The organism is Bradyrhizobium sp. HKCCYLRH3073, from assembly GCF_051167995.1.
Lineage (GTDB): Bacteria > Pseudomonadota > Alphaproteobacteria > Rhizobiales > Xanthobacteraceae > Bradyrhizobium.
The window spans coordinates 611,990-638,139 of sequence record NZ_JBNPUD010000002.1; the positions used below are offsets into that span (position 1 = coordinate 611,990).

Annotated in this window: 24 protein-coding genes and 1 other RNA gene; 15 read left to right on the forward strand and 10 right to left on the reverse strand. The window is 66.7% G+C overall.

Annotated elements, in window-relative coordinates; translation table 11 throughout:
• Nucleotides 1–134 precede the first annotated feature (134 nt).
• Together ACQR1X_RS06695 and ACQR1X_RS06700 are read right to left on the reverse strand one after the other, a co-directional pair.
• Nucleotides 135–530 (reverse strand): ester cyclase, encoded by a 396-nt coding sequence (locus ACQR1X_RS06695; protein WP_316177335.1) that lies wholly within the window; start codon nt 528–530, stop codon nt 135–137.
• A 65-nt stretch (nt 531–595) separates the two neighbouring features.
• Nucleotides 596–799, reverse strand: coding sequence for a hypothetical protein (locus tag ACQR1X_RS06700; RefSeq protein ID WP_316177337.1), 204 nt, complete (start codon nt 797–799; stop codon nt 596–598).
• A 211-nt stretch (nt 800–1,010) separates the two neighbouring features.
• On the opposite strand from ACQR1X_RS06700, the gene ACQR1X_RS06705 reads away from it, so the two are divergent.
• A complete protein-coding gene (locus tag ACQR1X_RS06705; RefSeq protein WP_434846203.1) occupies nt 1,011–2,279 on the forward strand; it encodes a serine hydrolase domain-containing protein in 1,269 nt (422 codons plus the stop codon).
• A gap of 8 nt (nt 2,280–2,287) precedes the next feature.
• A complete protein-coding gene (locus tag ACQR1X_RS06710; RefSeq protein WP_316238132.1) occupies nt 2,288–2,929 on the forward strand; it encodes a glutathione S-transferase family protein in 642 nt (213 codons plus the stop codon).
• Between the two features lie 243 nt (nt 2,930–3,172).
• Here ACQR1X_RS06710 and ACQR1X_RS06715 read toward each other — a convergent pair whose 3' ends face one another.
• The 3 genes from ACQR1X_RS06715 to ACQR1X_RS06725 form a co-directional block, all read right to left on the reverse strand.
• The gene (locus tag ACQR1X_RS06715; RefSeq protein WP_434898537.1) at nt 3,173–4,414 is read right to left on the reverse strand and encodes a TAXI family TRAP transporter solute-binding subunit; all 1,242 of its coding nucleotides are present in this window, start codon (nt 4,412–4,414) and stop codon (nt 3,173–3,175) included.
• A 117-nt stretch (nt 4,415–4,531) separates the two neighbouring features.
• A complete protein-coding gene (locus ACQR1X_RS06720) occupies nt 4,532–4,987 on the reverse strand; it encodes a DsrE family protein (protein ID WP_434898538.1) in 456 nt (151 codons plus the stop codon).
• Nucleotides 4,988–5,081: 94 nt separating this feature from the next.
• A complete protein-coding gene (locus tag ACQR1X_RS06725; RefSeq protein WP_434898539.1) occupies nt 5,082–5,303 on the reverse strand; it encodes a hypothetical protein in 222 nt (73 codons plus the stop codon).
• A 782-nt stretch (nt 5,304–6,085) separates the two neighbouring features.
• Between ACQR1X_RS06725 and ssrS the strand changes: the two genes are divergently transcribed.
• The 3 genes from ssrS to ACQR1X_RS06740 all read left to right on the forward strand — a co-directional run bounded on the left by ssrS (nt 6,086) and on the right by ACQR1X_RS06740 (nt 7,774).
• Nucleotides 6,086–6,247: non-coding RNA, 6S RNA (gene ssrS, locus ACQR1X_RS06730), on the forward strand.
• 119 nt (nt 6,248–6,366) lie between these two features.
• Complete coding sequence (locus ACQR1X_RS06735; protein ID WP_434838673.1) at nt 6,367–6,948, forward strand: 5-formyltetrahydrofolate cyclo-ligase; 582 nt, start codon at nt 6,367–6,369, stop codon at nt 6,946–6,948.
• Nucleotide 6,949: 1 nt separating this feature from the next.
• Nucleotides 6,950–7,774: a TIGR00282 family metallophosphoesterase gene (locus ACQR1X_RS06740; protein ID WP_434898540.1), complete on the forward strand. Its 825-nt coding sequence runs from the start codon at nt 6,950–6,952 to the stop codon at nt 7,772–7,774.
• Between the two features lie 9 nt (nt 7,775–7,783).
• On the opposite strand, the gene ACQR1X_RS06745 is transcribed toward ACQR1X_RS06740, so the two are convergent.
• Nucleotides 7,784–9,214 carry a methyl-accepting chemotaxis protein gene (locus ACQR1X_RS06745; RefSeq protein ID WP_434881805.1) on the reverse strand — a complete coding sequence of 477 codons (1,431 nt, stop codon included), beginning with the start codon at nt 9,212–9,214 and terminating at the stop codon, nt 7,784–7,786.
• Nucleotides 9,215–9,259: 45 nt separating this feature from the next.
• Complete coding sequence (locus tag ACQR1X_RS06750) at nt 9,260–11,008, reverse strand: methyl-accepting chemotaxis protein (RefSeq protein ID WP_316238129.1); 1,749 nt, start codon at nt 11,006–11,008, stop codon at nt 9,260–9,262.
• Nucleotides 11,009–11,228: 220 nt separating this feature from the next.
• Between ACQR1X_RS06750 and ACQR1X_RS06755 the strand changes: the two genes are divergently transcribed.
• The 7 genes from ACQR1X_RS06755 (at nt 11,229) to ybgC (ending at nt 16,215) form a co-directional block, all read left to right on the forward strand.
• On the forward strand, nt 11,229–11,975 hold the full coding sequence (locus tag ACQR1X_RS06755; protein ID WP_315804796.1) for a YebC/PmpR family DNA-binding transcriptional regulator: 747 nt from the start codon (nt 11,229–11,231) through the stop codon (nt 11,973–11,975).
• Between the two features lie 74 nt (nt 11,976–12,049).
• On the forward strand, nt 12,050–12,577 hold the full coding sequence (gene ruvC / locus ACQR1X_RS06760; protein WP_434898541.1) for a crossover junction endodeoxyribonuclease RuvC: 528 nt from the start codon (nt 12,050–12,052) through the stop codon (nt 12,575–12,577).
• Nucleotides 12,574–13,191, forward strand: coding sequence for a Holliday junction branch migration protein RuvA (ruvA, locus tag ACQR1X_RS06765; protein ID WP_315804797.1), 618 nt, complete (start codon nt 12,574–12,576; stop codon nt 13,189–13,191). The genes ruvC and ruvA overlap by 4 nt, the downstream gene beginning before the upstream one ends.
• 40 nt (nt 13,192–13,231) lie before the next feature.
• Entirely contained in the window at nt 13,232–13,651 is a 420-nt protein-coding gene (locus ACQR1X_RS06770; RefSeq protein ID WP_015664393.1) for a cytidine deaminase, read from the forward strand.
• Nucleotides 13,648–14,694 (forward strand): Holliday junction branch migration DNA helicase RuvB, encoded by a 1,047-nt coding sequence (gene ruvB / locus ACQR1X_RS06775; RefSeq protein WP_315804799.1) that lies wholly within the window; start codon nt 13,648–13,650, stop codon nt 14,692–14,694. The genes ACQR1X_RS06770 and ruvB overlap by 4 nt, the downstream gene beginning before the upstream one ends.
• 84 nt (nt 14,695–14,778) lie before the next feature.
• Nucleotides 14,779–15,699 (forward strand): metallophosphoesterase, encoded by a 921-nt coding sequence (locus tag ACQR1X_RS06780; RefSeq protein WP_434898542.1) that lies wholly within the window; start codon nt 14,779–14,781, stop codon nt 15,697–15,699.
• A 66-nt stretch (nt 15,700–15,765) separates the two neighbouring features.
• Nucleotides 15,766–16,215 carry a tol-pal system-associated acyl-CoA thioesterase gene (gene ybgC / locus ACQR1X_RS06785; protein WP_316216520.1) on the forward strand — a complete coding sequence of 150 codons (450 nt, stop codon included), beginning with the start codon at nt 15,766–15,768 and terminating at the stop codon, nt 16,213–16,215.
• A 941-nt stretch (nt 16,216–17,156) separates the two neighbouring features.
• Here ybgC and ACQR1X_RS06790 read toward each other — a convergent pair.
• Nucleotides 17,157–17,684: a ParB N-terminal domain-containing protein gene (locus ACQR1X_RS06790; protein WP_315804803.1), complete on the reverse strand. Its 528-nt coding sequence runs from the start codon at nt 17,682–17,684 to the stop codon at nt 17,157–17,159.
• Between the two features lie 277 nt (nt 17,685–17,961).
• On the opposite strand from ACQR1X_RS06790, the gene ACQR1X_RS06795 reads away from it, so the two are divergent.
• Both ACQR1X_RS06795 and ACQR1X_RS06800 read left to right on the forward strand, forming a co-directional pair.
• Entirely contained in the window at nt 17,962–18,942 is a 981-nt protein-coding gene (locus ACQR1X_RS06795) for a catalase family peroxidase (protein WP_434898543.1), read from the forward strand.
• 814 nt (nt 18,943–19,756) lie between these two features.
• Entirely contained in the window at nt 19,757–21,295 is a 1,539-nt protein-coding gene (locus ACQR1X_RS06800; RefSeq protein ID WP_434898544.1) for an outer membrane protein, read from the forward strand.
• A gap of 84 nt (nt 21,296–21,379) precedes the next feature.
• On the opposite strand, the gene ACQR1X_RS06805 is transcribed toward ACQR1X_RS06800, so the two are convergent.
• Nucleotides 21,380–23,569, reverse strand: a complete 2,190-nt coding sequence (locus tag ACQR1X_RS06805; protein WP_434898545.1) for a methyl-accepting chemotaxis protein — start codon at nt 23,567–23,569, stop codon at nt 21,380–21,382.
• Nucleotides 23,570–24,091: 522 nt separating this feature from the next.
• Entirely contained in the window at nt 24,092–24,598 is a 507-nt protein-coding gene (locus ACQR1X_RS06810) for a hypothetical protein (RefSeq protein ID WP_434846192.1), read from the reverse strand.
• A 453-nt stretch (nt 24,599–25,051) separates the two neighbouring features.
• Between ACQR1X_RS06810 and ACQR1X_RS06815 the strand changes: the two genes are divergently transcribed.
• Complete coding sequence (locus ACQR1X_RS06815; protein ID WP_434898546.1) at nt 25,052–26,071, forward strand: helix-turn-helix domain-containing protein; 1,020 nt, start codon at nt 25,052–25,054, stop codon at nt 26,069–26,071.
• Nucleotides 26,072–26,150: the final 79 nt, after the last annotated feature.

Sequence of the window (26,150 nt, forward strand, 5' to 3'; positions counted from 1 at the left end):
GTCTCTCGCGGCGAGCGTTGTTCGTGGAGAGAAACCCCTCACCCAACCGCGTGCGTGGATAGGCCGGCGATGCCCTCTCCCACAAGGGGCGAGGGCGCTGTATCTGAGAGCACGCTCTTCCTTCGCAGCCTCACTCACGCTCGCGCGAGTTGCGCCTCGATGGCGGCCTTGTCGATCACCGACCATACTTCCGCGATCCTGCCGTCGCGGAATGCGTAGAACACGTTCTCCGTGAAGGCGACCCGCCGGCCGTTGACCGGCAGCCCGAGGAACGCGCCACGCGGCGTGCAGTCGAACTCCAGCCGGCTTGCGACGCGAGGCGGCTCTGACAGCAGCAGGCCGATGTTGAAGCGAAGGTCGGGGATATCGGCGAAGTTTCCCACCAGCATATCGCGATAGCCGTTGAGCCCGAGCTGCCGGCCGTTGTGAACGACGTGGTCGTGCACGAAATCGCCGAGCACCGGCCAAGCCTGCGCATTCAGGCACACGATGTAGGCGCGATAGTGATTGGCGAGCTCGGGTCCGGTCATGGCGCTGCGTCCGTTCGAGACGAGAGCAGGCAACCTCTCGCAGCGGCAACGGTTCCGAACAGGGATCAAAGACCTTCTATGATCAATGCGATGGTTTCCAACGGCAATGCCGCACCTACTGCGCCGATGACCAGACCGACGAGGCCGAGGACGACGGCACCGATCCAGCCGCCCGAATGAAAGCCGACGGTTGCACCGACGAAGGCTCCCGTCGCAAGCGTACAGATGGCCCAGAGCGTGTGAAGGATGAGTCCGATCGTCCTCAGCATGCGTGATATCGCCTGTCAGCGGTCTCACCCGTCCCCTTCCGATGGGTCGCGCGGATACGCCATTGTGCGGCAGCGAAGCCGATCACGTCATCGCGATGTGTTCGTGTTGCGAGCGCTTGTCGTTCTTTCCCATGTCCTCTACCCATTGGTCAGGCGGAGCGATCGAATCCCGCGAGACAAGCGGGATCATCCGCGCATCAGGGAGGTGCCCATGAAGACGCTGCTCAAGGCGGCCGTAGCCACAGCCTTCACCATGATCATCACGCAGCTCGCCGCCGCGCCCCTGCCGGAGGCCAAGCCCGACGAGGTCGGCTTCTCGCAAGCTGGCCTGGCGCGCATGGATGATTTCTTCGCCCGCGAGATCGCGGCCAAGCGCGTCCCCGGCGCGGTGGTGGCGATCGCGCGTGACGGCAAGCTCGTGCACTACAAGGCCTACGGCCAGCTCGATCCGGTGAAGGGCACGCCGATGCCGCTCGACGCGATCTTCGCCCTGGCCTCGATGACCAAGCCGATGACCGCGGTGGCGGGGCTGACGCTGATGGAGCAGGGGCGACTGCCGTTGCAGGCCAGGCTCGCCGACTACTATCCGGCCTTCGCCGACATGAAGGTCGGCGTTACCCAGGAGAACGGCGCGCTGCTGCTGGTGCCGCAGGCCCGCCCGATCCTGATCCACGATCTCTACCGCCACACTTCGGGCCTGATGTATGGCGGCCGGCCGGACAGCTCGAGCCCGGTGGCGCGGCTCTATCCCGACGGCACCGCGCCCGCGATCGAGGGCGACACCCAGGCCTTCATCGAGCGCATCACCAAGCTGCCGCTGGCGCACCAGCCCGGCACGCAGTTCGAATACGGCTTCTCCATCGACGTGCTCGGCGCGGTGATCGAGAAGGTCAGCGAGCAGCGGCTCGGCGAATATCTTTCAGCCAATGTCTGGAAGCCGCTCGGCATGGTCGACGCGACCTTCGCGCCAACCGACGCACAACGCCCGCGGCTGGCGCATCCGTTTCCGAACAATCCGCTGACTGGCAAGCCGCAGGCGATCAAGCTGCTGGATACGTCGACGAAGTCGGACTGCGGCGGCGCCTGCTCCTTCGCCACCATCGGCGACTACGTCCGCTTCGGCCAGATGCTGCTCAATGGCGGCGAGCTCGATGGCGCGCGCATCCTGAGTCCGAAGACGGTGCACCACATGACCTCCAACCATCTCGGGCCGGAAATCAAGAACACCGTCGCCAATGTCGAGCCGCATCGCGCCGGCTTCAGCTTCGGGCTCGGCGTCGCGGTGCGCGTCAGCGAGGGCCTCTCAGCCGTGCCCGGCAATCCCGGCGAGTTCAGCTGGAACGGCGCCTATGGCACGCAGTTCTTCTGCGACCCGAAGGAGCGCCTCGTCGTGGTGGTCGGCACCGCGGCGCCCGGCGACCTGCGCAAATATTATCGCGAGCAGGTGCAGGACATCGTGTACGGCGCGATGGTGAGGTAAGATAGCGCATGCTGACAATCCATCATCTGGGGAAGTCCCAATCCGAGCGCATCGTCTGGCTCTGCGAGGAGCTGGCGATCCCATACGAGCTGAAATGCTACACGCGCGACGCCAGGACGGTCCTGGCGCCCGCGGAGTACAAGGCGCTGCACCCGATCGGCGCCGCGCCGGTCATTACCGACGGCGATCTGGTGCTCGCCGAATCCGGCGCCGTTGTCGACTACATCATCTCCAAATACGGCCAGGGCCGGCTGCGGCCAGGCCCCGATGATCCGAACTTCGCGCCATTCCTCTACTGGTTCCACTTCGCCAACGGCACCTTGCAGGCGGCGATGGGCCGGCTGATGATCCTCAACCGTCTCGATCTGCCCGACGACAATCCCATGCTCGGCGCGATGCGGGCGCGGGTCGATCGCGCCTTCGCGGCCGTCGAGGCGCGCTGCGGCGAGGCGGACTATCTGGCGGGGGCGGCGCTCACCACCGCCGACATCATGACCGTGTTCTCGCTGACGACGATGCGCTACTTCCTGCCTTACGATCTCAGCCCCTTCCCCAACATCCGCGCCTATCTGTCACGCATCGCCGCCCGCCCGGCCTATCAGCGGGCGATGGAGAAGGGCGATCCGGGGATGAAGTTGTTGTTGAGTTGATTGCAAGCAAGTTTGCGCGATCGCTCACGCGGCTGGCTCGGTGTACCTCGCCCCGCTTGCGGGGAGAGGTCGGATTGCATCGTCAGATGCAATCCGGGTCAGGGGGTACAGGTCTCACCAAGGACGCTCCCTGCGCGTCTGCCCCAACTCACACTTCCCGTGTGGCGGCCGCTCACCCCAACCCTCTCCCCGTAAGAACGGGGAGAGGGAGCCGACTGCCCGAGCCGCTATTGGCGGTCCCCCTCATCTCTGCCGCTTGCGGCTCCAGTCCAGGAACGAGCGATACAGCTCCTCCTTCTCCGCCTTCGAGGTCGGCGCCTTGGCCTGCGATTCGAGAAACGCCTCGAAGCGGTCCTGTTGCGAGAGACCGCCGGTCGCGGCGGGCGCCAGGCCGACATTGGCCTCCTTCTTCATCCGTTCCAGCACGGCGTCGACATACGGATAGCGCTGCCAGCCCGGCACCTGGGCCTCGAGATTGAGATCCTTCCAGCCCGGATGGAACGGCGGCTGCTGCAGCCGCGCGAGGTTGGTGAACAGCGTGTCGACGAAGCGGTTGACGCGGTCGGCGCGGTCGCTGCCCGGCTTCCAGTTGTAGACGGCCAGCACCGACGGCACGGCGATGGTTTCCACGGCGGTGTCAGGTGCGACCAGCCCTGGATAGGTGTCGGCCTTGATGCTGGTCGGATAGTAGAAATCCGAGAATTGCTGCGTGTACGGCACCGGCACGAAGTGGAATCCGGGATCCGCCTTCTTGCCGCTGAACAGCTCGCCGGGCTTGGAGGCGACATAGACCATCGCGGCGATCTCGCCCTTGTGCAGCTTCTCCAGCGCGACAGGGCCACCGACCGCGACCGGCTCGATGTCGATGCCGAGGCGCCGGAAGATCAGCGGGCCGGTGTGGGCGGCGGCGACGCCCGCCGTGCCCACCGCGACCTTCTGGCCCTTCAGGTCCTGCAGCGTCTTGAACTCGTCGCGCGCATAGATGTGCACGTCGGAGATGAAGAAGCGCAGCACGTAGCGGATGCGGTCGTTGATGTTGGAAAGACCGGCCTGCCTGGCGTAGAAGTCGAAGGCGTCGGCATAGGTGATCGCGACGTCGACGCCGCGCAGATAGAGCAGGTCGGCGATGTTCGAGGTGGTGCCGCGCGTCACCATCGGGATCAGGCGCATGTTGTCGCCATCGTCCATCGTCCGCGCCATCTCGCTGGCGAAGCGCACGAAGCCGCCGTCGGGCAGGCCCGCGGCCAGGCCGACGGTCCATTGGTTCATGCGCGTCTTGATGGCGGCTTCGTCCGAGGCGCTCCGCGGCTCGCGGGACTCTGAGACCCGAGGCTCGACGGCCCGCCGTTCCGACGCGCGCGCAGGCTTGATCGAGAGCGGAGCGGCGGACTGCTCTTGCGCGCGCACCGCGCCGACGGGGGTGAGCAAGGCAGCCGAAAGCGTTGCCAGCGCCAGCAGCGCCGGCCGGGCGAGTACTCTGTGCATGTGACTAGTCCCCGATCGCGTCTGCTCGCCATTCCCCCGAGCAGACTGATGACACAGATCAATCCAAGATCGTATCTCAATGAGCCCTAAACCTGGCAGTTTTGGGGCAAGAACTACTTAAGGTTTCAGGTAGCTCCAGCCGCTCTCCTGCAATTCCATCAGCCTCACTGCGCCCGAGGGCACCAGGCTCGCTTCGGCGACGATCGCAATCGGATGTCCTTCGCGTTTCTCCATGCCGCGCTTGGTGATGTTGCAGGCGGAGAATTTGATCTTGGCGGGAAAGCTCAGCTCGGCGATCTGCTTGAGCCGGTCCTTCACCGGCGAGGTATCCTCGCGCAGCATGTTCAGCCCGGGTCCATAGGTGACGAGCTCGATCTCGACCTCCTCGCCCTTCTCCTTGAACGTCTCCATGATGTTGGTGGCGTTGTTGAGCGCCAGATTCATGATCGCCGGATCGTTCTGATCGACCTGGATCGCGACGCGATGAATCTTGACCTCGGCGGCGAGGCCCGCTCCAGCCGACGCAATCAGCAGCGCGCACGCGGCCGTGACAGTTGTGAGATTGAAGCGCATGCCAGGACTCCAACGTACGATACGGGGCATTCGGATGTGGGCATGATCTGCCACAACCTCGGCTTCCAGTCGATGGGCCTGAATCGTGGCAAGACTATGCGCTGCCGGCGCGGCGCTGCCGCGGGAGCGCCGTCATCGCCACGGCGTCATTGCGAGCGCCGTGGCGAAGCAATCCAGGCTGCAACTGCGGAGAGATCCTGAATTGCCTCGGCGCAAAGCGCGCGAGGCCGGGACGACGGCGGAATGTTAGGGCGGCGGCACGTGAGCAGATGCACGCGGTGAACTGCACGACGGGCAAGCCGCGCATGTCGATCATGCGCAAACTGCCCGTCGCGTTACGATGTCGCAGGCTACGTCGCTTGCCGTGTCGGGCAAATCAGGCGGATGCTTCCGCTCGTCCTGCTGCCGCATGAGGGGCGTGTCGCGACCGTCACGAGACGTTGGCAGTGGGATGCGATGGGCGTGGATTGCCGCAGCGTGAGTTGATCGCGCGGACGAACGGCGATGCACGTACGGTCAAGTCGCGTGGTCCTGACACCCCGATGCTGGTGTTACCTTTGCGACGACGCTTGAGGCGTCGCGCAGAGCATGGTGGCCAACAAGCCCGGCGCACCAGGGAGATCGCGAAGCAGCCGTTCCAACCGTCGCGCAGGGAAGGCCGGGCGTGTCCGGCTGCACCTGTGGTACCTGCCGCATGCATTTTTTGAGCAGGCGGGCCACGGGCGTCAGCCGACGCCCGGCCTTCCCTGTGCCCTCTGTTCACGGAGGGCGACCGAAGTTCAACAGCTCGGACGCTACGCGCCGCGAGGAGTCGAAGCCATGGCCGACGCCGAATCCACCGTGATCTGCACTGGAATGAAAGGCCCCGCGGCAATCGGCTCAGCAGGGATCAGCCCGGCTGCCGCCACCTCACCGCTGTCGTCGCCCGCGAAAGCGGGCGATCCAGTACGCCGCGGCCTCTCGGCTGAGCCACTGCCGTCACGGCGGACTGGGTCGCCCGGTCAAGCCGGGCGACGACACCGAGGATGGGCGACGGCGTCCCGTCCCAATCCGTCGGCACCGCTGGCAAAATCACCCCGCCATGGTTACATTGCGCCGGCGAGGCTGCGACGCGCGTCCGGAACCAACATATCCCCGGGGCCTTATCGATCCTTTAGGGAACTGTCCCTGGCCAGGTCCGTGGACCTGGACATATGGTGCCCACCTACTTTCGTAGGGAACTCCGGGATCGAGCGTTTCAACGGCGATTGCGGCTTCGCGCTTGTCTCTCTCCTCTTTGTATCTCTCCTCTGCCCCTTCGATTGCCGACCTGCTGCGTTTCTGAGAACGTTGGAGTGCCCGCGTCCGCGCGCTCTTGACGGAGGTCCCGCCGCATGCCGATGAAGGCCGTCCAGCACACCAAGCAGCAGCTGCGGGCTGCAGCCCTGGCCGCGCGCGATGCGCTGAGCGACGAGGCGCGCAGCGCCGCGGCGGAGGCCATCGCGGTGCGAGGGCTGCCCTTCGCGCTGGAGCCGGGCCAGGTGGTCTCGGGCTATGCGCCGATTCGCAACGAGCTCGATCCGGTGCCGCTGATGCGCGTGCTGGCGACGAAGGGCGCGCGGCTGGCGCTGCCGGTCATCCTGGCGCGCGGCCATTCGCTCTCTTTCCGGGCGTGGTCGCCGGGCGATCGGCTGACATTGGGCTCGCTCGGCATCCCCGAGCCGTCGCCGGTCGCGGCCGAGCTGGTGCCGGACGTGATGCTGGTCCCGCTCGCCGCCTTCGACCGCACCGGCCACCGCATCGGCTATGGCGGCGGCTACTACGACTACACCTTCTCGCACTTGCGGAAGACACATCATCTCATCGGCGTCGGGCTCGGCTTTGCCGTGCAGGAAACCGAGGCCATCCCGGCCTTGGCCCACGACGCGGCGCTGGATTATGTGCTAACCGAGCGCGAGACCTTGGATTTCCGGAGCAATTGAATTGCGAATTCTCTTCGTCGGCGACGTCGTCGGCCGGGCCGGCCGCAGCGCCGTCTCGGACCACCTTCCAGGCTTGATCCGCGATTGGGCGCTCGATCTCGTCATCGTCAATGGCGAGAACGCGGCCGGCGGGTTCGGCATCACCGAGGCGATCTATCAGGAGCTGGTCGATGCCGGCGCCGACGCGGTCACGCTCGGCAACCACTCCTGGGATCAGCGCGAGGCGCTGGTGTTCATCGAGCGCGCGCCGCGGCTGGTGCGTCCCGCGAACTATCCGGCGGGCACGCCCGGCCGTGGTGCCGCGCTGATCGATGCCAAGAATGGCGCCCGCGCGCTGGTGGTCAACGTGCTCGGCCGCGTGTTCATGACGCCGTTCGATGATCCGTTCGCGGCACTGGGGCGCGAGCTCGGCGCCTGCCCGCTGCGCGAGGCGGCGGATGCTGTTGTGGTCGACGTGCATTGCGAGGCCTCCAGCGAGAAGCAGGGCATGGGCTATTTCTGCGACGGCCGCGCCAGCCTCGTCGTTGGCACCCATACGCATGTGCCAACGGCCGATCACCAGATCCTGCCCGGCGGCACCGCCTACATGACCGATGCCGGCATGACCGGCGATTACGATTCCATCATCGGCATGCAGAAGGACGAGCCGTTGCGGCGCTTCCAGTCGGGCATCCCGTCGGCGCGGTTCGAGCCGGCGACGGGCGAGGCGACGTTGAGCGGGGTGGCGGTCGAGACCGACAACGGCACCGGGCTTGCGACCAAGGTCGCGCCGGTGCGGATCGGCGGCCGGCTGTCGCAGACGAGGCCGGCGTTCTGGGGAGGATGAGAGCCTGCGTCAGGCCTTGAGGCGAAAGCCCATCCGGAACGCGCCCCAATGCCGCCCCTTGATGACGATCGGCGCGGACAGGTCCTTCATCAGCACGAACTGCCCGCCGCCCATGTCGCGGCGGTAGGTCTGGAGCAGAAACGGCTTGTTGCTGGCGGCGGCGACCTTCTTCACCGCGCGGTCGTCGAACAGCCGGCGGTTGCGGCAGTTGGCGTTGTTCCAGACCGGATCGGGCCCCTGCGGCCTGCGGTAGTTCGGATTGTGCGTCGGCAGATAGCCGCCGCGCGCCCAGGCGACGCAGAACACGATGCGCGGGTCGCTGCCCTGGATCGGGTCCTGGATCGCGGGCAGCACGCGGTCGGTGAACTCGACGTAGCGCGTCATGTACTGCTTGGGATTGGTGCCGGGAATCTCGCGATAGGTCTCGTCCATCAGGTCGGCGAGCGTGATCTCGCCGCGATCGATCGCCGCCTCGAAGGTCGCCGAGATCTGCCGGGCGGTCTCGACGACGGTCTTGATCAGCGGCGCGTCCGTGGTCTGCACGCCGCTTTCGGCGATCAGCCCGATCAGCGCCTCGGAATGATCGAGCAGCTTGGCGATGCGGCTGTCGGCCTGTTTGAGCTCGACCGAGGACTGGTCGACGCCCTTGGCGAGCTCGTTGAGCTCGCTGATCACGGCGTCGCAATGCGCGAGGTTGGAGGTCGCGGCCTTCGCCACGCCGTCGATCTCCTGGCCGACGCTGGTGAAGCCGTCCTGGACGCGGACGATGATGCCGCCGATCTGCTGGGCGCCTTCACCCGCTGTCTTGGCGCGCGACGAGGCCTGGCCGCTCTCGCCGAGCAGGCTCTTCACCTGCGAGTCGAGCCCACGCAGGGTATCGCCGATCTCCTGGGTGGCTTGGCGGGTCGCCTCGGCGAGCGACTTCACCTCGCTCGCGACGACGGCAAAGCCGCGGCCGGCGCTGCCGGCGCGCGCGGCCTCGATGGTGGCGTTCAGCGCCAGCAGGTTGGTCTGCTTGGCGATCGCCTCGATCGCCACCGAGACCTTGGCGACCTGCGACAGCGCATCGCCGACCGAGCCGAGCCGCTGCTCGATGCGCTCGACGGACTCGACCAGTTCGGCGATGTGCCGCACCGCGGTGTCGACCACGTTGCGCGACTGGGTGATGTCGCCGACCGCGGCGGTCGTGGCCGATTGCACCGCCTGCGAGGCGGTGGCGATGTCGTGATTGGCCGCGACCATGGTCTTGGCTGTGGCCTGCAGATGCCCGAACCGCTGCGACTGGTAGCTGACGCGGTTGGCGACCTCCTGGACGTTGCCGGCGACGTCGGCGAGCTCGACGCCGAGGCCCCCGATGCGGTCGGCGATCTCGTCGATCAGCCGCTCGGCGCCGGTGCGCGCGTCGTGACTTTCCAGAATGGCGCGTTGCGCGACCGACATGTCCAGACTCCCGGGCTTGATAGGATCAGAAAATCGCCGCTTGGCTCACAATTTATAGGCGGTGCGGAAGCCGCCCCAGTGCCGGCCGCGGACGCGGATCGGTACGTCGATTTCGCGCATCATGATGGTGTTGCCGTTGCCCATGTCGCGCGCGTAGCTCTGGATCAGATAGGGCCGCTGGTTGCGCCCGGCCGCGAGCCCGGCCGGATCGTTGAAGATGCGGCGGTTGCGGCTGTTGGCGGTATTGAAGGCGACATCGCCCGGCCGCTGCGGATGCGAATAGATCTTGTTGTGCACCGGCAGATAGCCGTTGCGGTCGATCGCGACGCAGAACGCCAAGCGCTGATCCTTGGCCAGGAAGGCCTCCTGGAACGCAGGCAGCGCGCGCTCGGCCCAGTCGAGGATCCGGCTGCGATGCTGCTGCGGATTGGTGCCGGGGATCTCGACATAGTTGGTGTCGAACATGTCCTCGATCGTGACCTCGCCGCGCGCGACGGCGCTCTCGAACATCCGGTTCAGCTCGGTGCCGGCTTCCATGGCGCGGGTGACGAACTCGTTGTTCTCCTCGTGCAGCGCCCAGAGCTTGTCCTCGATCTTCTCGCGCAGTTCGGCACTTGGCGCATCGAACCGCGCCTGGGCGCCGGCCTTGACCTGCTCGGTGACGCGCAGGCGGCACGGACCGACGTCCTCCAGCACGGCGTCGAGACGCTCGTTCACGGGCAGGCGGCTGGCATCTGGGCCGGTGATCAGAAGGCCGTCGTTGGAAATCTCATAGACCGGCGCATCGATCGTACGTGCGCCCGACTTGATCGCGAGCTTGAGGTGACAGGGCAGACGCTCGCTGCCGCTGCGCACGGGCCGATCGCCCTGCCGCAGCAGCACGGCGCAGCGCGCCTTCAGCTTCTGGGCGTACATGGTCACGGCGCGCCCGGCGTTCGTGACGCGCTCGCCATAGCTCTCGGCCTGCTGGGTGGCGCTGCCGATGTCGGCGGCGCTGTCGACCACCGAGGATATGAACTGCGAGGCCTGGGCCGCATTGTTCGACATCTCGCCGGTGGTCTGGTTCTGTTCGGCGACGGCGCCGTTGACGTTGGTGAAGACGGGGCGGATCGCCTCGATCGCCTGGGCGATGCGGTGGACGGCGTCGGCCGAGCCGGCGGCGTCCTTCTGCAGTGCCTCGATCTTGCGCGTGATCTCCTCGGTCGCGTTCTGGGTCTGCACGGCGAGGGCCTTGACCTCGGTCGCGACCACCGCGAAGCCGCGGCCGGCCTCGCCGGCGCGGGCGGCCTCGATGGTTGAGTTGAGCGCGAGCAGGGTGGTCTGGCGCGCGATCTGGGAGATCAGGTTGACGACGTTGCCGATCGCCGCCGAGGATTCGCGCAGGCGGTCGACGTTGGCCTGGGCTTCCGTGGCGGCGGCGCTGGCCTGGTCGGCGAGCTGGCCGGCGTCCTGGACCTGGGCACGGATACCGTGGGCGGACTGGGTCACCTTCTCCGCGGCGTGGGCGAACGTCGCCGCCGTTCCTTGCGCGGCGCTGCTGCGCCCGCTCAGCGCATCGGCGCGCTGGCGAATGTCCGTCAGCGTCCCCGCCGTCGCCTCGGCGCCGCTGGCGACCGCATCGGCGGCGCGCTCGAGCTGACGAATCATGCCGCCGAGTTCCAGCTCCAGCAGGTCGAGGATGGCCTTGGCCGAATCGGCATCCGACGACGTCGGCGGCTCCGGCGCGGCCACCGGCTTCGGTTCGGCCACCGGATCGGGCGCAGAGGGTCGTCTTGCAAGGAAACCAAACGCCATGGGGTGGGCCCCGGTGCGGGTGAAACGGTGCAGAGGGGCGGGATCGTTGCACTTGACTGTGAAGCCATGGTTAACATTGGCTTATGCTGCAGGGCACCCGGCCGGCTTCCCGAAGGGGGCAGCCACCGCAGAATCCACCTCAAATCTTTGATTTTGCCGATTCCCGGCCTATAAGGCCGCGCTTCCCTCATTGATCCCCTACGATTGCAAGAGACCTCGCATGGCCGGCCATTCCCAATTCAAGAACATCATGCATCGCAAGGGCCGGCAGGATGCGATGAAGTCCAAGCTGTTCGGCAAGCTGGCGCGCGAAATCACCGTCGCCGCCAAGCTCGGCACGCCCGACCCGGCGATGAACCCGCGGCTGCGCGCCGCCGTGGTCGCCGCCCGGGCCGAGAACATGCCCAAGGACAATATCGAGCGGGCCATCAAGAAGGCGCTCGGCGGCGAGGGCGACAATTATGCCGAGATCCGCTACGAGGGCTATGGCCCGGGCGGCGTCGCCGTCATCGTCGAGGCGCTGACCGACAACCGCAACCGCGCCGCCTCCGACATTCGCTCCTATTTCACCAAGTCCGGCGGCAATCTCGGCGAAACGGGTTCGGTCTCGTTCATGTTCGACCGCGTCGGGATCATCGAGTTCGACCGCAGCGTCGCCTCTGACGACGCGGTGCTGGACGCCGCGATCGAGGCCGGCGCGGATGACGTGATCTCGGGCGAGGGCGGCCACGAGGTCTATGCCTCGCCGGACAGTTTCCACGAGGTCGCCAAGAACCTCGAGGCCAAGTTCGGCGAGCCGCGCAAGGCGGCGTTGACCTGGAAGCCGCAGAACACGGTGGCGGTCGACGACGAGACCGGCGAGAAGCTGTTGAAGCTGATGGACCTCCTGAACGAGCACGACGACGTCCAGAACGTCTACGCCAATTTCGAGATTTCGGACGCGCTGATGGCGAAGATGGGCGGTTGACGGACGCTTGACCACGTCATTCGTGCGTTCCGTTTATGTTTCCATCGGTGCGGCGCAAGGCTATCTCTGAACCCATGAAAGCCCAGCCGATTCGCGCAGCCGTCCGCATCATCGGGATCGATCCCGGCCTCCGCCGCACCGGCTGGGGCGTGATCGAGAGCGAGGGCAACCGACTGATCTATGTTGGCTGCGGCTCGGTCGAGCCGCCCGACGACCTGCCGCTGGCCAGCCGGCTGCTGGCGATCCACGAGGGGCTGGCGAAGGTGCTCGCCGACTTCCAGCCGTTGGAAGCCGCGGTCGAGCAGACCTTCGTCAACAAGGACGGCGTCGCCACCCTGAAGCTCGGCCAGGCTCGCGGCATCGCGATGCTGGCGCCAGCGATGTTCGGAATTTCGGTCGCCGAATACGCCCCCAACCAGGTCAAGAAGACCGTGGTCGGCGCCGGGCACGCCGACAAGGGCCAGATCGCGGTGATGCTGAAGATCCTGCTGCCGAAGGCCGAGCCGCCGTCGGCCGACGCGGCGGACGCGCTCGCGATTGCGATCACCCATGCCCATCACCGCCAGGGCCAGGCGCTGCGCATGAAGGTGGCCGGGCTATGATCGGCAAGCTGAAGGGGCTGATCGACTCGTATGCCGAGGACTTCGTCATCCTCGATGTCGGCGGCGTCGGCTACCAGGTGCACTGCTCGGCGCGCACCTTGCAGGCCTTGCCGTCGCCCGGTGAAGCCGCCACATTGTCGATCGAGACCTATGTGCGCGAGGACCAGATCAAGCTGTTCGGTTTTCGCTCGGATGTCGAACGGGAATGGTTTCGCCTTTTGCAGACCGTGCAGGGCGTCGGCGCCAAGGTCGCGCTCGCCGTCCTCGGCACTCTGCCGCCGGCCGATCTCGCCAACGCCATTGCGCTGCGCGACAAGGCCGCGGTGGCGCGCACGCCGGGCGTCGGTCCGAAGGTCGCCGAGCGCATCGTGACCGAGCTGAAGGACAAGGCGCCGGCGTTCGCCGATGTCGATCCCGGCGTGGTGCGGCTGTCCGGCGCCATCGAGGAGTCCCGCGCGCCGCAGCCGATTGCGGACGCGATTTCGGCGCTCATCAATCTCGGCTACGGCCAGCCGCAGGCGGCCGCCGCCATCGCCGCCGCCTCGCGTACGGCCGGCGACAAGGCCGAGACCGCCCAACTCATCCGCCTCGGCCTCAAGGAGCTGGCGAAGTAGGTCGCCGCACCGGGCGAGCAGAAGGACAACGATCTTCACCATGGTGAGCAAGAAGGACAAGGAGCTGATCGAGGCGGCCGCATCAGCGGTGAAGAGCCGCTATCGCAACGATTGGCAGGAGGTCGGCGCAGCCATGCGCACGCGCGACGGCCGCATCATCACGGGCGTCAACATCGATGCCTATCTCGGCCGCAACGCCGTCTGCGCCGAGGCCATCGCGATCGGCCGCGCCATCACGGAGCACGGCGACCACGGCATCGAGACCATCGTCGCGGTGCGCCATCCCAAGCCCGGCGAGCCCGGCGAGGTCGCCGTGGTCTCGCCCTGCGGCACCTGCCGCGAGCTGATCCACGACTATGATGCCAAGGCGCGCGTCATCGTGCCGTCGAACGGCAAGGGGCCTGCGGCGGTGACCATCGGCGAGCTGCTGCCGAACAAGTACAGGCGCGGCAACGAATGAAGCCGCCTGCGCGCATGGTCAGTCCGGAGCGGCGCTCCGATGATGTCGGCGACACCGCGCTGCGTCCGCAGCAGCTGTCGGAGTTCGTCGGCCAGCAGCAGGCGCGCGCCAATCTGTCGATCTTCATCGAGGCGGCGCGCAAGCGCGGCGAGGCGCTCGACCATGTGCTGTTCGTCGGGCCGCCCGGCCTCGGCAAGACGACCTTGGCGCAGATCGTGGCGCGCGAGCTAGGTGTCGGCTTCCGCGCTACCTCGGGTCCGGTCATCGCCAAGGCCGGCGATCTCGCGGCGCTGCTGACCAATCTCGAAGAGCGCGACGTGCTGTTCATCGACGAGATCCATCGTCTCAGCCCGGCGGTCGAGGAGGTGCTCTATCCCGCGATGGAGGACTTCCAGCTCGACCTCATCATCGGCGAGGGACCGGCCGCGCGGTCGGTGAAGATCGATCTGTCGAAGTTCACCCTGGTCGGCGCCACTACCCGCGCGGGCCTGCTGACCAATCCGTTGCGTGACCGCTTCGGCATCCCGATCCGCCTGAACTTCTACACCGTCGAGGAGCTCGAAGGCATCGTCACGCGCGGTGCCCGCGTGCTCGGGGTCGGCATGACCGCGGACGGCGCCAACGAGATCGCGCGGCGCGCCCGCGGCACCCCGCGCATCGCCGGCCGGCTGCTGCGCCGTGTGCGTGACTTCGCCTCGGCGGCAAACGCGGACGCGATCGATCGCGCCATCGCCGATCACGCGCTGAGCGCGCTGGAGGTCGATGCCGCCGGGCTGGACGCGATGGACCGGCGCTATCTCTCGACCATCGCGCTGAACTACGGCGGCGGCCCGGTCGGCGTCGAGACCATGGCGGCGGCGCTGTCGGAGCCGCGCGACGCGATCGAGGACATCATCGAGCCCTATCTGATCCAATGCGGCTATCTGCAGCGCACGCCGCGCGGCCGGCTGCTGACCACGCACGCATTCAAGCATCTCGGCCTGGCCGAGCCGAACCGCGATCCCAGCCAGTTCGGCCTGTTCGGCAATGAGGACGATGATTAACGAAACTGCTGACAATCTGCACAGACGCACCCGAAATCGGTTGCAATGATCAGGGAGAAGGGAGCCGCTGCGAGGAGTTTATCGATGCTGTCACGCCGTCGCTTTCTGTCATTCTCAGGCGGTCTTGCCGCGACCGGTTTTTCGACTGCGACCTATGGCGTCGGCGTCGAGCCGCTCCGTCTCGGCGTCACCGACTATCACGTCCATACGCACAACTGGCCCGCTGGGCTGAGACTGAAGATCGCGGCCATCGCCGATATCCATGCCTGCGATCCTTGGATGTCGCTGGTGCATATCGACGGGATTGTCCAGCGTGCCAACGCGCTGCAGCCGGATCTGATCGTCCTGCTCGGCGACTACGTCGCCGGTCATCGTCATCACATCGGACGCATCGACGCCGCCGCCTGGGCGCCGGTGCTCGGCGGCCTGAAGGCGCCGCTGGGCGTGCACGCCATCCTGGGCAATCATGATTATTGGGATGATCGAACCGTGCAGCGCGACGGCCGCGGCGCGCCGTATGCCCAGAAGGCGCTCGAGGCCGCCGGCATTCCCGTCTACGAGAACGACGTCGTGCGTCTCACGAAGAACGGCCATGCCTTCTGGCTTGCCGGCCTCGGCGATCAGTTGGCCTACATGCCGGCGCGCCGCTTCCGGCCGATGCCGCGGATCGGCATCGATGATCTCGCAGGGACGCTGCGCAAGGTGACGGACAGCGCCCCGGTCATTCTGCTGGCGCACGAGCCCGACGTCGCGCTTCGGGTGCCGCCGCGCGTGGCGCTGCAACTGTCGGGGCATACGCATGGTGGCCAGATCCGCCTGCTCGGCTGGTCGCCGGCCGTTCCCGCGCGCAATGGCGTCAATCTGGCCTACGGCCACATCCGCACCCAATGCGACGTGATCGTCTCCGGCGGCCTCGGCTGCAGCATCATGCCAGTCCGGATCGGCATGCCGCCGGAAATCGTGCTGGTCACCGTCGGCAGGGAACCCGTCGAGGTGACGTCCTAGCCTGCTCTTGCGCTGGCCGTTGAACTGGGCGAAACGATCGCCATTTCCGGCTATCGAGGGCGTCCCTTGACCCATCACCATCTCGACGGCGAGATCCGCGACGGCCGTCACCACATGCAGGTCCGCGTCTACTACGAGGACACGGATTTCTCAGGCATCGTCTACCACGCCAACTACCTTCGTTTCATGGAGCGCGGCCGTACCAATCACCTGAGGCTGATGGGCGCCGAGCAGCACGCGCTGTTCGCGGAGGCGGCAAGCGAAGCCCCGGGTTTCGCCTTCGTGGTGCGCTCGATGACGCTCGACTTCCTGCGGCCAGCCCGTATGGACGACGTGCTCGACGTCGTCACCTGGCCCGTGGCGGTGAAGGGGGCGTCGATCACGCTGGCGCAGGAGGTCAGGCGCGGCGAGGAGGTGCTCGTCAAGGCCGACGTGAGAGTCGCGTTCATCAGCGGCGGCAGGGCGCAGCCGATACCGAAAGCGCTGCGCGACCTGATGAAGGCGGACATCGCCTAAAGACGTGCTAACGGCGGGGCGGGCGGAGGGATGAAGATGCGCCTGCCGGCGATCGCGACCTCGCCGCCGTCCAGTCGGCCGCGCCATTTGCGCCGCGAACGCGGCGACAGCTCCGAGAATAGGCTCTTTCAGCCGAAGGCGGCTGCGACGGAGGGACGTGGCGGCCAACGTCGCTGCCATTGGCATGCTCGCAGTGCTTGCCGCGCCCGTCGCATCGCGCTGAGTCGGACGGGCGTGATCGGAGTTGCCTAGCCCGTCCAGCACTGTCCTCCGCGGAGCAACGTGCGGGACGGACACGCGGCGCCTACGGGCAGAACCAGGCCGGTCCGATCTGCATGCAGCCCCGGCGGTGATGGTCGTGCGGGCGGAAGCGATAGCGGTGCCAGCCGGCAGGAGGACCGTGACGCCGTCCGTCGTGGCCGCGATAGCCGTGACGTCTTTGCTCGTGCTGCCAGCGACCGTCTCCGTTGCCGTGATCCCGCTGCGCAAGGCGCATCGGAGAAGCAGCCGCTTCGCCCTCATCTGCCGCGACGGCCATCGGCGCCGCCGAGGCTCCGACGGAGCTGACGAGAAGGATGGCGGAGAGTGCAACGATGGTTGCTCGCATCAGGGGCTCCAATTCATTGTCGAGGCTGGGTTGCGCCGGTTGAAGGACGCGGGTCGGCTTGGCTGCACGGCAACGCCGCGCCGGCTTTGCGGATTTCGTTCCCGCGAGTGTCGGCAACGTATGGCCACGGGGCGCGTTCCCCACGGATCGCCGCGAGAGGCGCGTCAAACTGCCCCTGCGCGGGCCGGGGTCCAGCGCTGCTGCGCGCATGTGCGGGGATGGACGTGACTGTGCTGAACTGCGACGCGAGGCGGCGGATCACGCTGCGCTGATCCGCCAGACGGACTGCCGCTCAATCAGACCGAGGCCGGGGGGCACTCGCGCGTTGAAACCGTCAGTATCGCCCGCCGCTGCGCTCTTGTTGCTTGATCCAATCCGACAAGGTCCGGGGCGACGATCCTTGTCCGGGGCGCGATGGCTTCGCGGTGGCAGTCCTGTTGCTCCGGTTCGTCGTCTCGGTCGGCCCGCGCGGGCGCGTCGCGGCATGGGCGCCCGAGACGCCTCTCGGGGCCGTTGCGAGCTTCTCCGCTTCCTCCTTCTCCAGCCGCAGCTTGCGCAGCCGCTCCATCTTCTCGCGCTCCGGATCGACCGGCGGCGGTGGCAGCTCGCGCTGGCGGGCTTCCTCGGCGGAGATCAGCAGACCCATGATGGCGCTTTCGCCGAGGGCCTTGCAGGCTTCGAGGCGGTGCAGACCTTCGACCAGGACAAAATGGTCCTTGTCGCGGCGGACGAGGATCGGCTCGCGCTGGCCGGCCTCCAAAATGCTTTCGGCCAGCGCGTCGACCGCGTCCTGCCTCAGCGCCTTGCGCTTCTTGTCGGGGACGTGGATCCTGTCGATGGGGAAGCTTTCCGGTGCGGACACAGTCGAAACTCCGTCGTGGGCGCGCCGTCCGGCGTCAGGGTCGGAGGGGGCACGATCCCCCGATCCGCACCGCGGAGGGAGGCAGACCGGACACGCGCGACTACAATAGAGACATTCGCCATCTCGCCGCAAGGAGCGGGTGACGGGGCGTAATGGCTCCTGTCAGACGGCAAGGTGGATCATGCGGTGAGGGGCGCCCATCGGCCGCGCTCGAAAGTCGCTCGCGCGTCAATTCATGCTGCTATGCTGCATCCCTCATACAAGGAGGACGCCGCTCATGACGACACGTACACTCGTTGCCGCGCTGGCCGGGATTGCCCTCGCGTTGCCGGCCGCTGCCCTCGCACAGGAGCCGCCGGTCGAGGAGCAGCTCGTCAATGCGATGAACAAGGTGTTCGGCGTGCACGCCGGCTTTCGCGCCAATCACGCCAAGGGCGTCGTCGTCGAGGGCAAGTTCAAGCCGTCGGCCGAGGCGGCGACCTTGAGCAAGGCGTCGCTGTTCAGCGGCGGCGAGGTTCCGGTCACGGTGCGGTTCTCGGACTCCACTGGCGTGCCGAACCTGCCGGACGGCTCCGGCGATGCCAATCCGCACGGCATGGCGGTGAAGTTTCATCTCGCCGACGGCAGCGACATGGACCTCGTGATCAACTCGCTGAAATTCTTCCCTGTCTCGACCGGTGCGGAGTTGCGGGATTTGTTCCTGGCGATCGCGGACTCCGGGCCGAGTGCGGCCAAGCCGACCAGGCTCGAGCAGTTCATCGGCAGCCACCCGTCGGTGCCGGCGGCGCTCGGCACCATCGCGACGCCGGACAGTCTTGCCGACGAGGCCTATTTCGGCGTCAACGCCTTCGTCCTCGTCAACAAGGCCGGCGAGAAGCAGGCGGTGCGCTGGCAGATGCTGCCGGAGAAGGTCGTGCATCTCGACAAGGAGGACGCGGCGAAACGGGCGCCGGACTTCCTGATGGCCGAGCTGCCGGCGCGGCTGAAGCAGGGGCCGGTGACGTTCCGCTTCATGGCGCAGCTCGCCGCGGCCGGCGACGACACCAAGGATCCGGCAAAGCCGTGGCCTGACGATCGCAAGCTGGTCGAGCTCGGCGTGCTGACGATCGACAAGGCGGTCGAAGACAGTGACGCCGCGCAGAAGAAGCTGCTGTTCCTGCCGGGCCAGCTCACCGACGGCATCGAGGCCTCCGACGATCCGATGATCGACATCCGCAACGGCGCCTATGCCATCTCGTTCTCGCGGCGCAATCCGTGATGCCGATGGCATGACACGAAATCTGCCGCGCGCCGCCGCGCTACATCCGGCCGCAATCATGGATGTTTTGCGGCGCGCTGCTCCGATCAATTGCCGCGACGTCGACGAGGGTCCGCCCCATTCGGTGCGATTGCGGCGGCCTTTGCCGCTTTCTCTTCCGATCGATGACGTCGCGCGGGCTGCGCAATAGCGGCGAAACCAAGGGCAGGACTTGTCGACGCGCATGGATAGCCGAGCGTCGGCGCGTCGACGGCGAAGGCGACCGCACAGACCAAGTGCCGCCCTCTTCGCTGTAGTGCAATCGGAGCGTGTGGTTGATGTGAAGGCCGACGATCGCGAGGTGCGCGCGATCAGGACGCATGCCGCCGAGCGCGCTCTGCGCTTGCTGTGAGTTCGGTGCGGACGTTCGTCTACTACGAACTCATGAGCCGCTGCGGCATCGCGTGTCGCGCCGTTTGTCGCAATCGTGTCGCGCGCTGCTTCATTTTGCCAGAATCCTGCATCTTGCGTGCAACAGTCAAAGCCGAATTTCGATCGCGTCGGCGTCGCGATCTGCATTCCTTCCGAATGACATTTTTCAATTCAGTTCGCGACACAATCTCACCCTCCTGATGCGGCCGCCGTTTGTTGCGGCACGTGTTCAGGAGTTGTGAGTTCGATGCGTCGCGTATTTGGCGTATGCCTTTGCCTATCTACTTTCGCAGGAAGTACGACATCGGTCTGGGCGACTGATCTCGCCTTGCCTCCCCCGCTCCCGCCGCCCGACGTCTTCGCCTACAGGTGGAGTGGCTGCCATGCCGGCGCGAACGCCGGGATGGCCTGGTCGCGTCAGCAGCAGACGTGGAGCCAGGTCGCCAATGCCGCCGCCGCGCCGGTTCAGCCCGTGCAGCAGCCCGTCGGCAACGCAAACAACCCGCCGGTGGTCAAGCCGCCTGTGGTTGCAAACCCCGCGCCGAACCCGCCGCCGCCGAACAACCCCGGCGGGAACAACGGCGGATGGAAGCCGCCGCCGCATAAGCCGCCGGGCAAGCCTCCGATCTGCGAGCGCAACGACAAGGGCTGGTGGCAGCCCGGCAAGCAGTATCATGGCGACAAGGATCACGGCTGGCCGAACGACAAGCCGTCCTACAAGCCCGATCACGACGGTGGTCATCATTGGCCACAGGTTGGATCGAAAGGCGGCGACAACAAGTCTTCCTGGCCGTCGGCTCCATCCACGAACAAGGACGACAATTACAACGACGTCAAATATGGCAGCGGCTGGTTCGACAAGCCTCACGACGACGACCATGGCAAGTCGAGCGGCTGGTCGCAGCTGCATTCGAGCGGTTACTCCGACCGATCGGCTTGGCTGCACCGTGATCGGCAGGACGATCACGACAAGCCGGCTTCCGGCTGGGGTGGGAAGAAGGACGACGGCACCGACAAGCCGCTTGGTTTCGGCTGGTCGAAGCAGCCGATGAAGAGCGAGCGTGACAGCTACGCCTGGATGAAGCCGGATGACCGGAACGACGACAAGCATGGCGGCTACGGCTGGGGCGGCAAGCCGCACGACAATGACGACGGCAAGGGCGGCTATGGCGACAAGCAGCCCGACAAGGATCATTGGCAGCAGCAGGGCGGCAATTACCATCATGGCGGATGGCCGCATCATCCGGACAAGCCCTGGCCGCCGAAGAATCCGCCGCCGAACAATGGCGGCGGTCAACCGAACCCGCCGCCCCAGGGCAACAATGGCAATCCGCCGGCGCAGAATCCGCCGCCGGTGGCCGGCGGCGGCAACGTGGCGCCGCTGCCCGTCGCGGCCGTGCAGATTCCGACCGCCATCTCCAGCAATGGCAGCGACGTCGTCGGCGGCCTGCAGCTCGGTTGCGACTACCAGATGGACCGCTTCGTCGTCGGCATCCAGGCGATGGCCGATCTCGGCATCATCAACGCGTCGAGCCAGCTCGGACCGGCGCTGACGATGAACACGCGAACCAGCAACCTCTACACCGCCACGGTGCGTGCAGGCTATCTCGTGACGCCTGAGATCCTGGCCTATGTGCGCGGTGGCGCGGCGTGGACACGGACCAATGTTTCGGTCGTCAACACCGCCACCGGACAGTCCGCCAGCGTGGCGTTCAACCGCAGCGGCTGGACGGTCGGCGCCGGCGTCGAGTGGATGTTCGCGCGCAACTGGTCGGCCTTCGCCGAGTATGATTACGCCGATTTCGGCACGGTGACCGGCACGCTGCCGGGCGCCGCCGCGATCACCGGCGGGCCGAACGTCGTCAGCCAGAAGACCCAGCTCCACACGGCGATGATCGGCGTCAACTACCGCTTCGAGATGCTGTCGCGCGGCGGCCGCTGAGATCAGCGGCGGACGCATCGCATCCAACACGATAAAGGCCGCCTGGATCATCCAGGCGGCCTTTTCGCTTTTGTCGGCCGGCGTTCAGCTGGCGCGCACCGAGGTCAGGAACTTGCCGACCTCCTCCCTCAGTCGGCCGCTGTCGCGCGACAGCAGCTTGGCCGCGGACAGCACCTCGGATGACGCGGTCCCGGTGTTGCTGGCGCCGCGCTGCACGTCGGTGATGTTCGACGAGACCTGCTGCGTGCCCTGGGCCGCCTGCTGGACGTTGCGCGAGATCTCCTGCGTCGCCGCGCCCTGTTGCTCGACGGCGGCGGCGATGGTGGCCGAGATCTCCGACAGCCTTTCGATGGTCTCGCTGATCTCGCGGATCGCGCCGACGGACTCCTGAGTGGCGGTCTGGATGCCCGCGATCTGCTGGCCGATGTCCCCGGTCGCCTTCGCGGTCTGCTCGGCGAGCGCCTTGACCTCGGTGGCGACCACGGCGAAGCCGCGTCCGGCATCGCCCGCCCGCGCCGCCTCGATGGTGGCGTTGAGGGCGAGCAGGTTGGTCTGGCCGGCGATGCTGTTGATGAGCTCGACGACGTCGCCGATGCGCGCCGCCGCCTTCGAGAGCTCGCCGACCCGTCCGGTGGTGGAGCGTGCCTGCGTCACGGCTTCGTTGGCCATGCGCGCGGATTGCTGCACCTGGCGGCTGATCTCGGTCACCGAGGAGGCCATCTCCTCGGTGGCGGACGCCACGGACTGCACGTTGGTCGACGCTTGTTCCGAGGCGACAGCGACCGTGGTCGCGAGCGACTGCGCCCGCTCCGCGGTCGCGCTCAACGATCCGGCCGACGTCTCCAGCGTGCCCGAGGCGGCCGACACGGTTTCGACGATGCCGCCGACCGACGCCTCGAACTGATCCGCCATCGCGTTCATCGCGTGGCGCCGCTGGGCGTCGGCGGCCGCCTGGTCCTCGGCGCGCTGCGCGATGCTCTGCTTCAGGTCGCCCTGCATCGCCTTCAGGGAGGTGGCGAGGGCGCCGACCTCATCCGCCTGCTCGATGGTCAGGGTCTGGTTGAAGTCGCCTTTGGCGATGCCATTGGCGAATACGGCGCAATCCCGGATCGGACGGGCAATGCCCCGTGCCGCGACCCAGATGAGGAAGATCGCAAGCGCCGTGATCACCGCTCCGACCCCGAGCTGCCACAGCGTGTTGCTGGTCGAACGGCCGCTGAGCGAGGCGTCGAGCTGCCGTGCCGAGGCGAGTACCACATCGCGCGGGATCGAGATCACGACCGACCAGGGCGTGTCGGTGACACCGAATGTGATCGGGGCGTAGATGTCGACATTGGGATTGCTGGGCTCGTCGAGGACGGTGCCCTTGCCGGTGCGGACGATGGCGGCGCTGTCGGTCCAGCGCGAGTCGGCCTCGGCGGCGGGCCTGCCGATGACGTTCTGATTGGCGCTGTCGGCGACGACGAGGCCGGTGTCGTTCAGGATCACGACCTTGCCCTTGCCGTCGAACAGGGAGGTGTTGATCTTGACCGCCAGCCTCTGCACGAAGTCCAGATTGTAGTCGGCGCCCGCAACGCCGCGGAATTTGCCGTCGATCATGACGGGCACCGACATCGTGGCCAGGAACACCGGCTTGCCCTGGACGATGTAGGGCAGCGGCCCGAGAATGTTCTCCTTCCCGGTGGTGCTCGGGTTGATGTACCAGGCGCCCTTCACGAGGCCATTCTGATGGCGCTCGCTGCTGTCGTACTCGACCAGCGGCTGGACGGCGATCGCGCCGCCGGCGCTTCGCGTCCAGTAAGGGAGAAAGCGGCCGGTGTGATCGGAGCCCATCTCCTTGTTGGCCTTGAAGGTGCTATCGTTGCCGTCGAGCGCATCGGGCTCCCAGGCCGAGTAGGTGCCGTTGAAGGCGGGATTGAGCTCCAGGACACGCCGCAGCACGGCGTTGAGCTGCGCGCGGCGTGCGCTCGCGGCGGTCCCGGTCTTGGCATCGGCCAGAACCGCAAAGGACTGCGCCAGCGTGCGCGCCGCGTCGAACCCGACCTCCAGCTCGGCCTTGATGACGTTGGCCTCGGTGGAGGCCCGATTCATCAGGCTCTCCTTGGTCTGGCGATCGACCAGCTGCATGACCTCGTGGTTGACGTACTGGTTCATGCTCTGCGTCGAGAACAGGCCGTAGCCGATCAGGATGACGCAGGTGAGCGCGAGGCAGAAGCCGGCGATCAAGGCGATCTTGGTCTGGATGGAGCGTATTGCCGCAAAGGATAAGCGCATGGTTCCCTCTCATATTGCTTCGCGAGACCGGCAATGACGTTCGTCGGTGCGAAGCGCGTGCGGGAACCATCCGCAACGGGGATTAACGCGTTTTGAGAAACTGGATTCGTGCGGGGGCTGCCGGTCCCATTCGGGCGAGAGAGTGTCGCAGCCTTGCGACACCCCCGTAGTCATCCGGGGCCTCTGTGCCGGTGCGACTGCCCTCACCGACGGAGGAGGGGCGCTCTCGCTGCGCTTCCCCGGACACCGCTCGGTGCAGTCGTGCGCCGTCCGGTGACAAGTCGCGCACACCGCGGACAACGCGGTCTCGTTCGTCCAAGTGACCTGTTTCGTCGGGAAGCGCCTTGCACCGCCTGGTGCCCTCGGGGGCCGCGGCCGCCGTTGCGGCGCCTGTCATGGCCGATGCGAAGGGAGCTGCCGTCGAACGAGCCGCGTCCCTGCGTCGTCCAGATCGTCTGCTCGCCGCCGGTCACCGCGGTGGCAGCGGCGATGCGGGGGACTTCGGTCGACATGTGCTCCTGGTCATGAGCCGGAATTCTTCGGCGGACAGACGTTGCCCGGCCCGACATCCGGCTCCGCCGAAGAGTGATGCTGCATGATCTTTCCGTTGTGAAAGATGTAGGTGTAGCGTGCGCGTAGCAGGATCGGGGTGGGCTGCCCGTTCAGCGCGAACTCGTAGAGCCCGCTTGCAAATGTGTAGTCGCAGCCGCCGATCTCCGCCTTGTTCGGATCGACCGTGACTCTTGGCTTCTTCTTGAGGAAATCTACGAAATACTTCCTGATGTCTGCTTCATTGGTCAAGGGACCGTTGGCGCAGGTTGGCAGCAGGACCGCGTCTTTGGGAGCATAGGTCCTGAGAACCGGCGCCGGATCCGTTGACGAGGAGTTGTTCAACGCCTCCGCCCAGTTCGCCACGAGGCGGCGGACCTGATCGGTTTGGCATTGAAGCCGGCCCTTCCGCGACCAGCCCTCGGACGGAAAGGCGAGAAGGAGGAGGGCAGCAGATCCAAGCAGGGCGATGTGTTTCATGACGTGGCCTCGTCGCGGCATTCGTGGCAGGCTCGGTCGGGCAACGGTGCCCGCCTTGGCCTTTCATTCGACGGATCGTGTGATGGCTCGAATGAGGACGCGGACGGGCATTCGCGAGGGGCGTCTCAACTCACTCCACGTGCACGATCAAGCAAGGTCGGACGCCGATGATGCAATGGCGATGGTCAGACTAGCGGGGCGAAGGTTTTCACGTAAAGATAGCAAATATTAATTGATGCATCTCTTGAGTGTGTCGGACATCAGCCTTGGATAGAGCAGGGGACGTCGGGAGCACCGCAGCAGGGCCATCTTCGTGCGTATTCTGGTGGCGACCGGCTTCATCACCGTTCCTTGACGCGCGTCAAGGAGCGGTGCTGTATTTGCTCCAATATGCCGCCAAGTCGGGCTGCGCGTGGAACGCAGGGCCTGGGGGAGAGAGCCGGGAGGACGGACATGGGGCGTTCGCCCGGGAATGCCCATTCGGGTCGCGTGCTCGACGCCCTCGCCAAGGGCGATGCGAAGCCTGACGACAGGCCGGGAAACAGAGCTGACAGCAAAGCAGACAAGACCACGCCGGCGGTCTCGGCGCTGGCGGCATCATGGCGCCGCTCCGGCCATCTGCATGCGCTCGATCCTGCCACCCCGAAGCTGCCGGCCCGGCTGACGGCCGCCGAGATCGCTGATGCGCGCGCTCGGCTCGGGCGGCTGCTCGCGATCGCGCAAGCGAGCCTCGACCGGCTGTTCCTGGCGGTCGGGGGCGTCGGCTGCTCGGTGCTGCTGGCCGATGCCGAGGGCACCGTGCTCGAGCGCCGCGGCGCGCGCGGCGACGACGCCACCTTCGAATCCTGGGGCCTGTGGACCGGCGCGGTGTGGAGCGAGCGGCACGAGGGCACCAACGCGATCGGCACCTGCCTGGTCGAGAAGCGGCCGCTGACCATCGACCGCGACCAGCACTACCTGTCGCGCAACGCGCGCCTGTTCTGTACCACGGCGCCGATCTTCGACGAGCATGGCCAGCTCAAGGCCGCGCTCGACGTCTCCTCCTGCCGTGCCGATCTGACCGAAGGCTTCAGTCGGCTGATCGCGACCACCGTCGCGGATGCCGCGCGGCTGATCGAGGCGGAGAATTTCCGCCAGGCCTTTCCACACGCCCGCATCGTGCTGACGCCGGACAGCGAGCGCGAGATCAACTCGCTGCTGGCGGTCGATCGCAACGACCTCGTCATCGGTGCCACACGGGCGGCGCGGCGGGCGCTCAACCTGTCTCCGTCCGCGCTGGCGCGCCCGGTGCCGGCCGGCGACCTGATCAAGGACACGACCACCGGTGGCGACGACATCGACGCCGCCGAGCGCGCGGTGCTGAAGCGCGCGCTGGCGCGCGCCGGCGGCAACGTCTCGAAGGCGGCGAAGGAGCTCGACATGTCGCGCGCCACCCTGCACCGGAAGATGAAGCGGCTCGGGCTCGAGCGATGAACGCGCCGCGACTGTCGAATCGCAGCCAACATGTCGCAGAACTGCGACACTTGTCCGGACGCGCTCGTTTCAGCCTCTG

Excerpts from the sequence above, each read along its gene's own strand:
- ACQR1X_RS06695 (WP_316177335.1), bottom strand. The coding sequence starts at position 530 with ATGACCGGACCCGAGCTCGCCAATCACTATCGCGCCTACATCGTGTGC.
- ACQR1X_RS06700 (WP_316177337.1), bottom strand. The coding sequence starts at position 799 with ATGCTGAGGACGATCGGACTCATCCTTCACACGCTCTGGGCCATCTGT.
- ACQR1X_RS06705 (WP_434846203.1), top strand. The coding sequence starts at position 1,011 with ATGAAGACGCTGCTCAAGGCGGCCGTAGCCACAGCCTTCACCATGATC.
- ACQR1X_RS06710 (WP_316238132.1), top strand. The coding sequence starts at position 2,288 with ATGCTGACAATCCATCATCTGGGGAAGTCCCAATCCGAGCGCATCGTC.
- ACQR1X_RS06715 (WP_434898537.1), bottom strand. The coding sequence starts at position 4,414 with ATGCACAGAGTACTCGCCCGGCCGGCGCTGCTGGCGCTGGCAACGCTT.
- ACQR1X_RS06720 (WP_434898538.1), bottom strand. The coding sequence starts at position 4,987 with ATGCGCTTCAATCTCACAACTGTCACGGCCGCGTGCGCGCTGCTGATT.
- ACQR1X_RS06725 (WP_434898539.1), bottom strand. The coding sequence starts at position 5,303 with ATGATCGACATGCGCGGCTTGCCCGTCGTGCAGTTCACCGCGTGCATC.
- ACQR1X_RS06735 (WP_434838673.1), top strand. The coding sequence starts at position 6,367 with ATGAAGGCCGTCCAGCACACCAAGCAGCAGCTGCGGGCTGCAGCCCTG.
- ACQR1X_RS06745 (WP_434881805.1), bottom strand. The coding sequence starts at position 9,214 with ATGTCGGTCGCGCAACGCGCCATTCTGGAAAGTCACGACGCGCGCACC.
- ACQR1X_RS06750 (WP_316238129.1), bottom strand. The coding sequence starts at position 11,008 with ATGGCGTTTGGTTTCCTTGCAAGACGACCCTCTGCGCCCGATCCGGTG.
- ACQR1X_RS06755 (WP_315804796.1), top strand. The coding sequence starts at position 11,229 with ATGGCCGGCCATTCCCAATTCAAGAACATCATGCATCGCAAGGGCCGG.
- ruvC (WP_434898541.1), top strand. The coding sequence starts at position 12,050 with ATGAAAGCCCAGCCGATTCGCGCAGCCGTCCGCATCATCGGGATCGAT.
- ruvA (WP_315804797.1), top strand. The coding sequence starts at position 12,574 with ATGATCGGCAAGCTGAAGGGGCTGATCGACTCGTATGCCGAGGACTTC.
- ACQR1X_RS06770 (WP_015664393.1), top strand. The coding sequence starts at position 13,232 with ATGGTGAGCAAGAAGGACAAGGAGCTGATCGAGGCGGCCGCATCAGCG.
- ruvB (WP_315804799.1), top strand. The coding sequence starts at position 13,648 with ATGAAGCCGCCTGCGCGCATGGTCAGTCCGGAGCGGCGCTCCGATGAT.
- ACQR1X_RS06780 (WP_434898542.1), top strand. The coding sequence starts at position 14,779 with ATGCTGTCACGCCGTCGCTTTCTGTCATTCTCAGGCGGTCTTGCCGCG.
- ACQR1X_RS06795 (WP_434898543.1), top strand. The coding sequence starts at position 17,962 with ATGACGACACGTACACTCGTTGCCGCGCTGGCCGGGATTGCCCTCGCG.
- ACQR1X_RS06800 (WP_434898544.1), top strand. The coding sequence starts at position 19,757 with ATGGCCTGGTCGCGTCAGCAGCAGACGTGGAGCCAGGTCGCCAATGCC.
- ACQR1X_RS06805 (WP_434898545.1), bottom strand. The coding sequence starts at position 23,569 with ATGCGCTTATCCTTTGCGGCAATACGCTCCATCCAGACCAAGATCGCC.
- ACQR1X_RS06810 (WP_434846192.1), bottom strand. The coding sequence starts at position 24,598 with ATGAAACACATCGCCCTGCTTGGATCTGCTGCCCTCCTCCTTCTCGCC.
- ACQR1X_RS06815 (WP_434898546.1), top strand. The coding sequence starts at position 25,052 with ATGGGGCGTTCGCCCGGGAATGCCCATTCGGGTCGCGTGCTCGACGCC.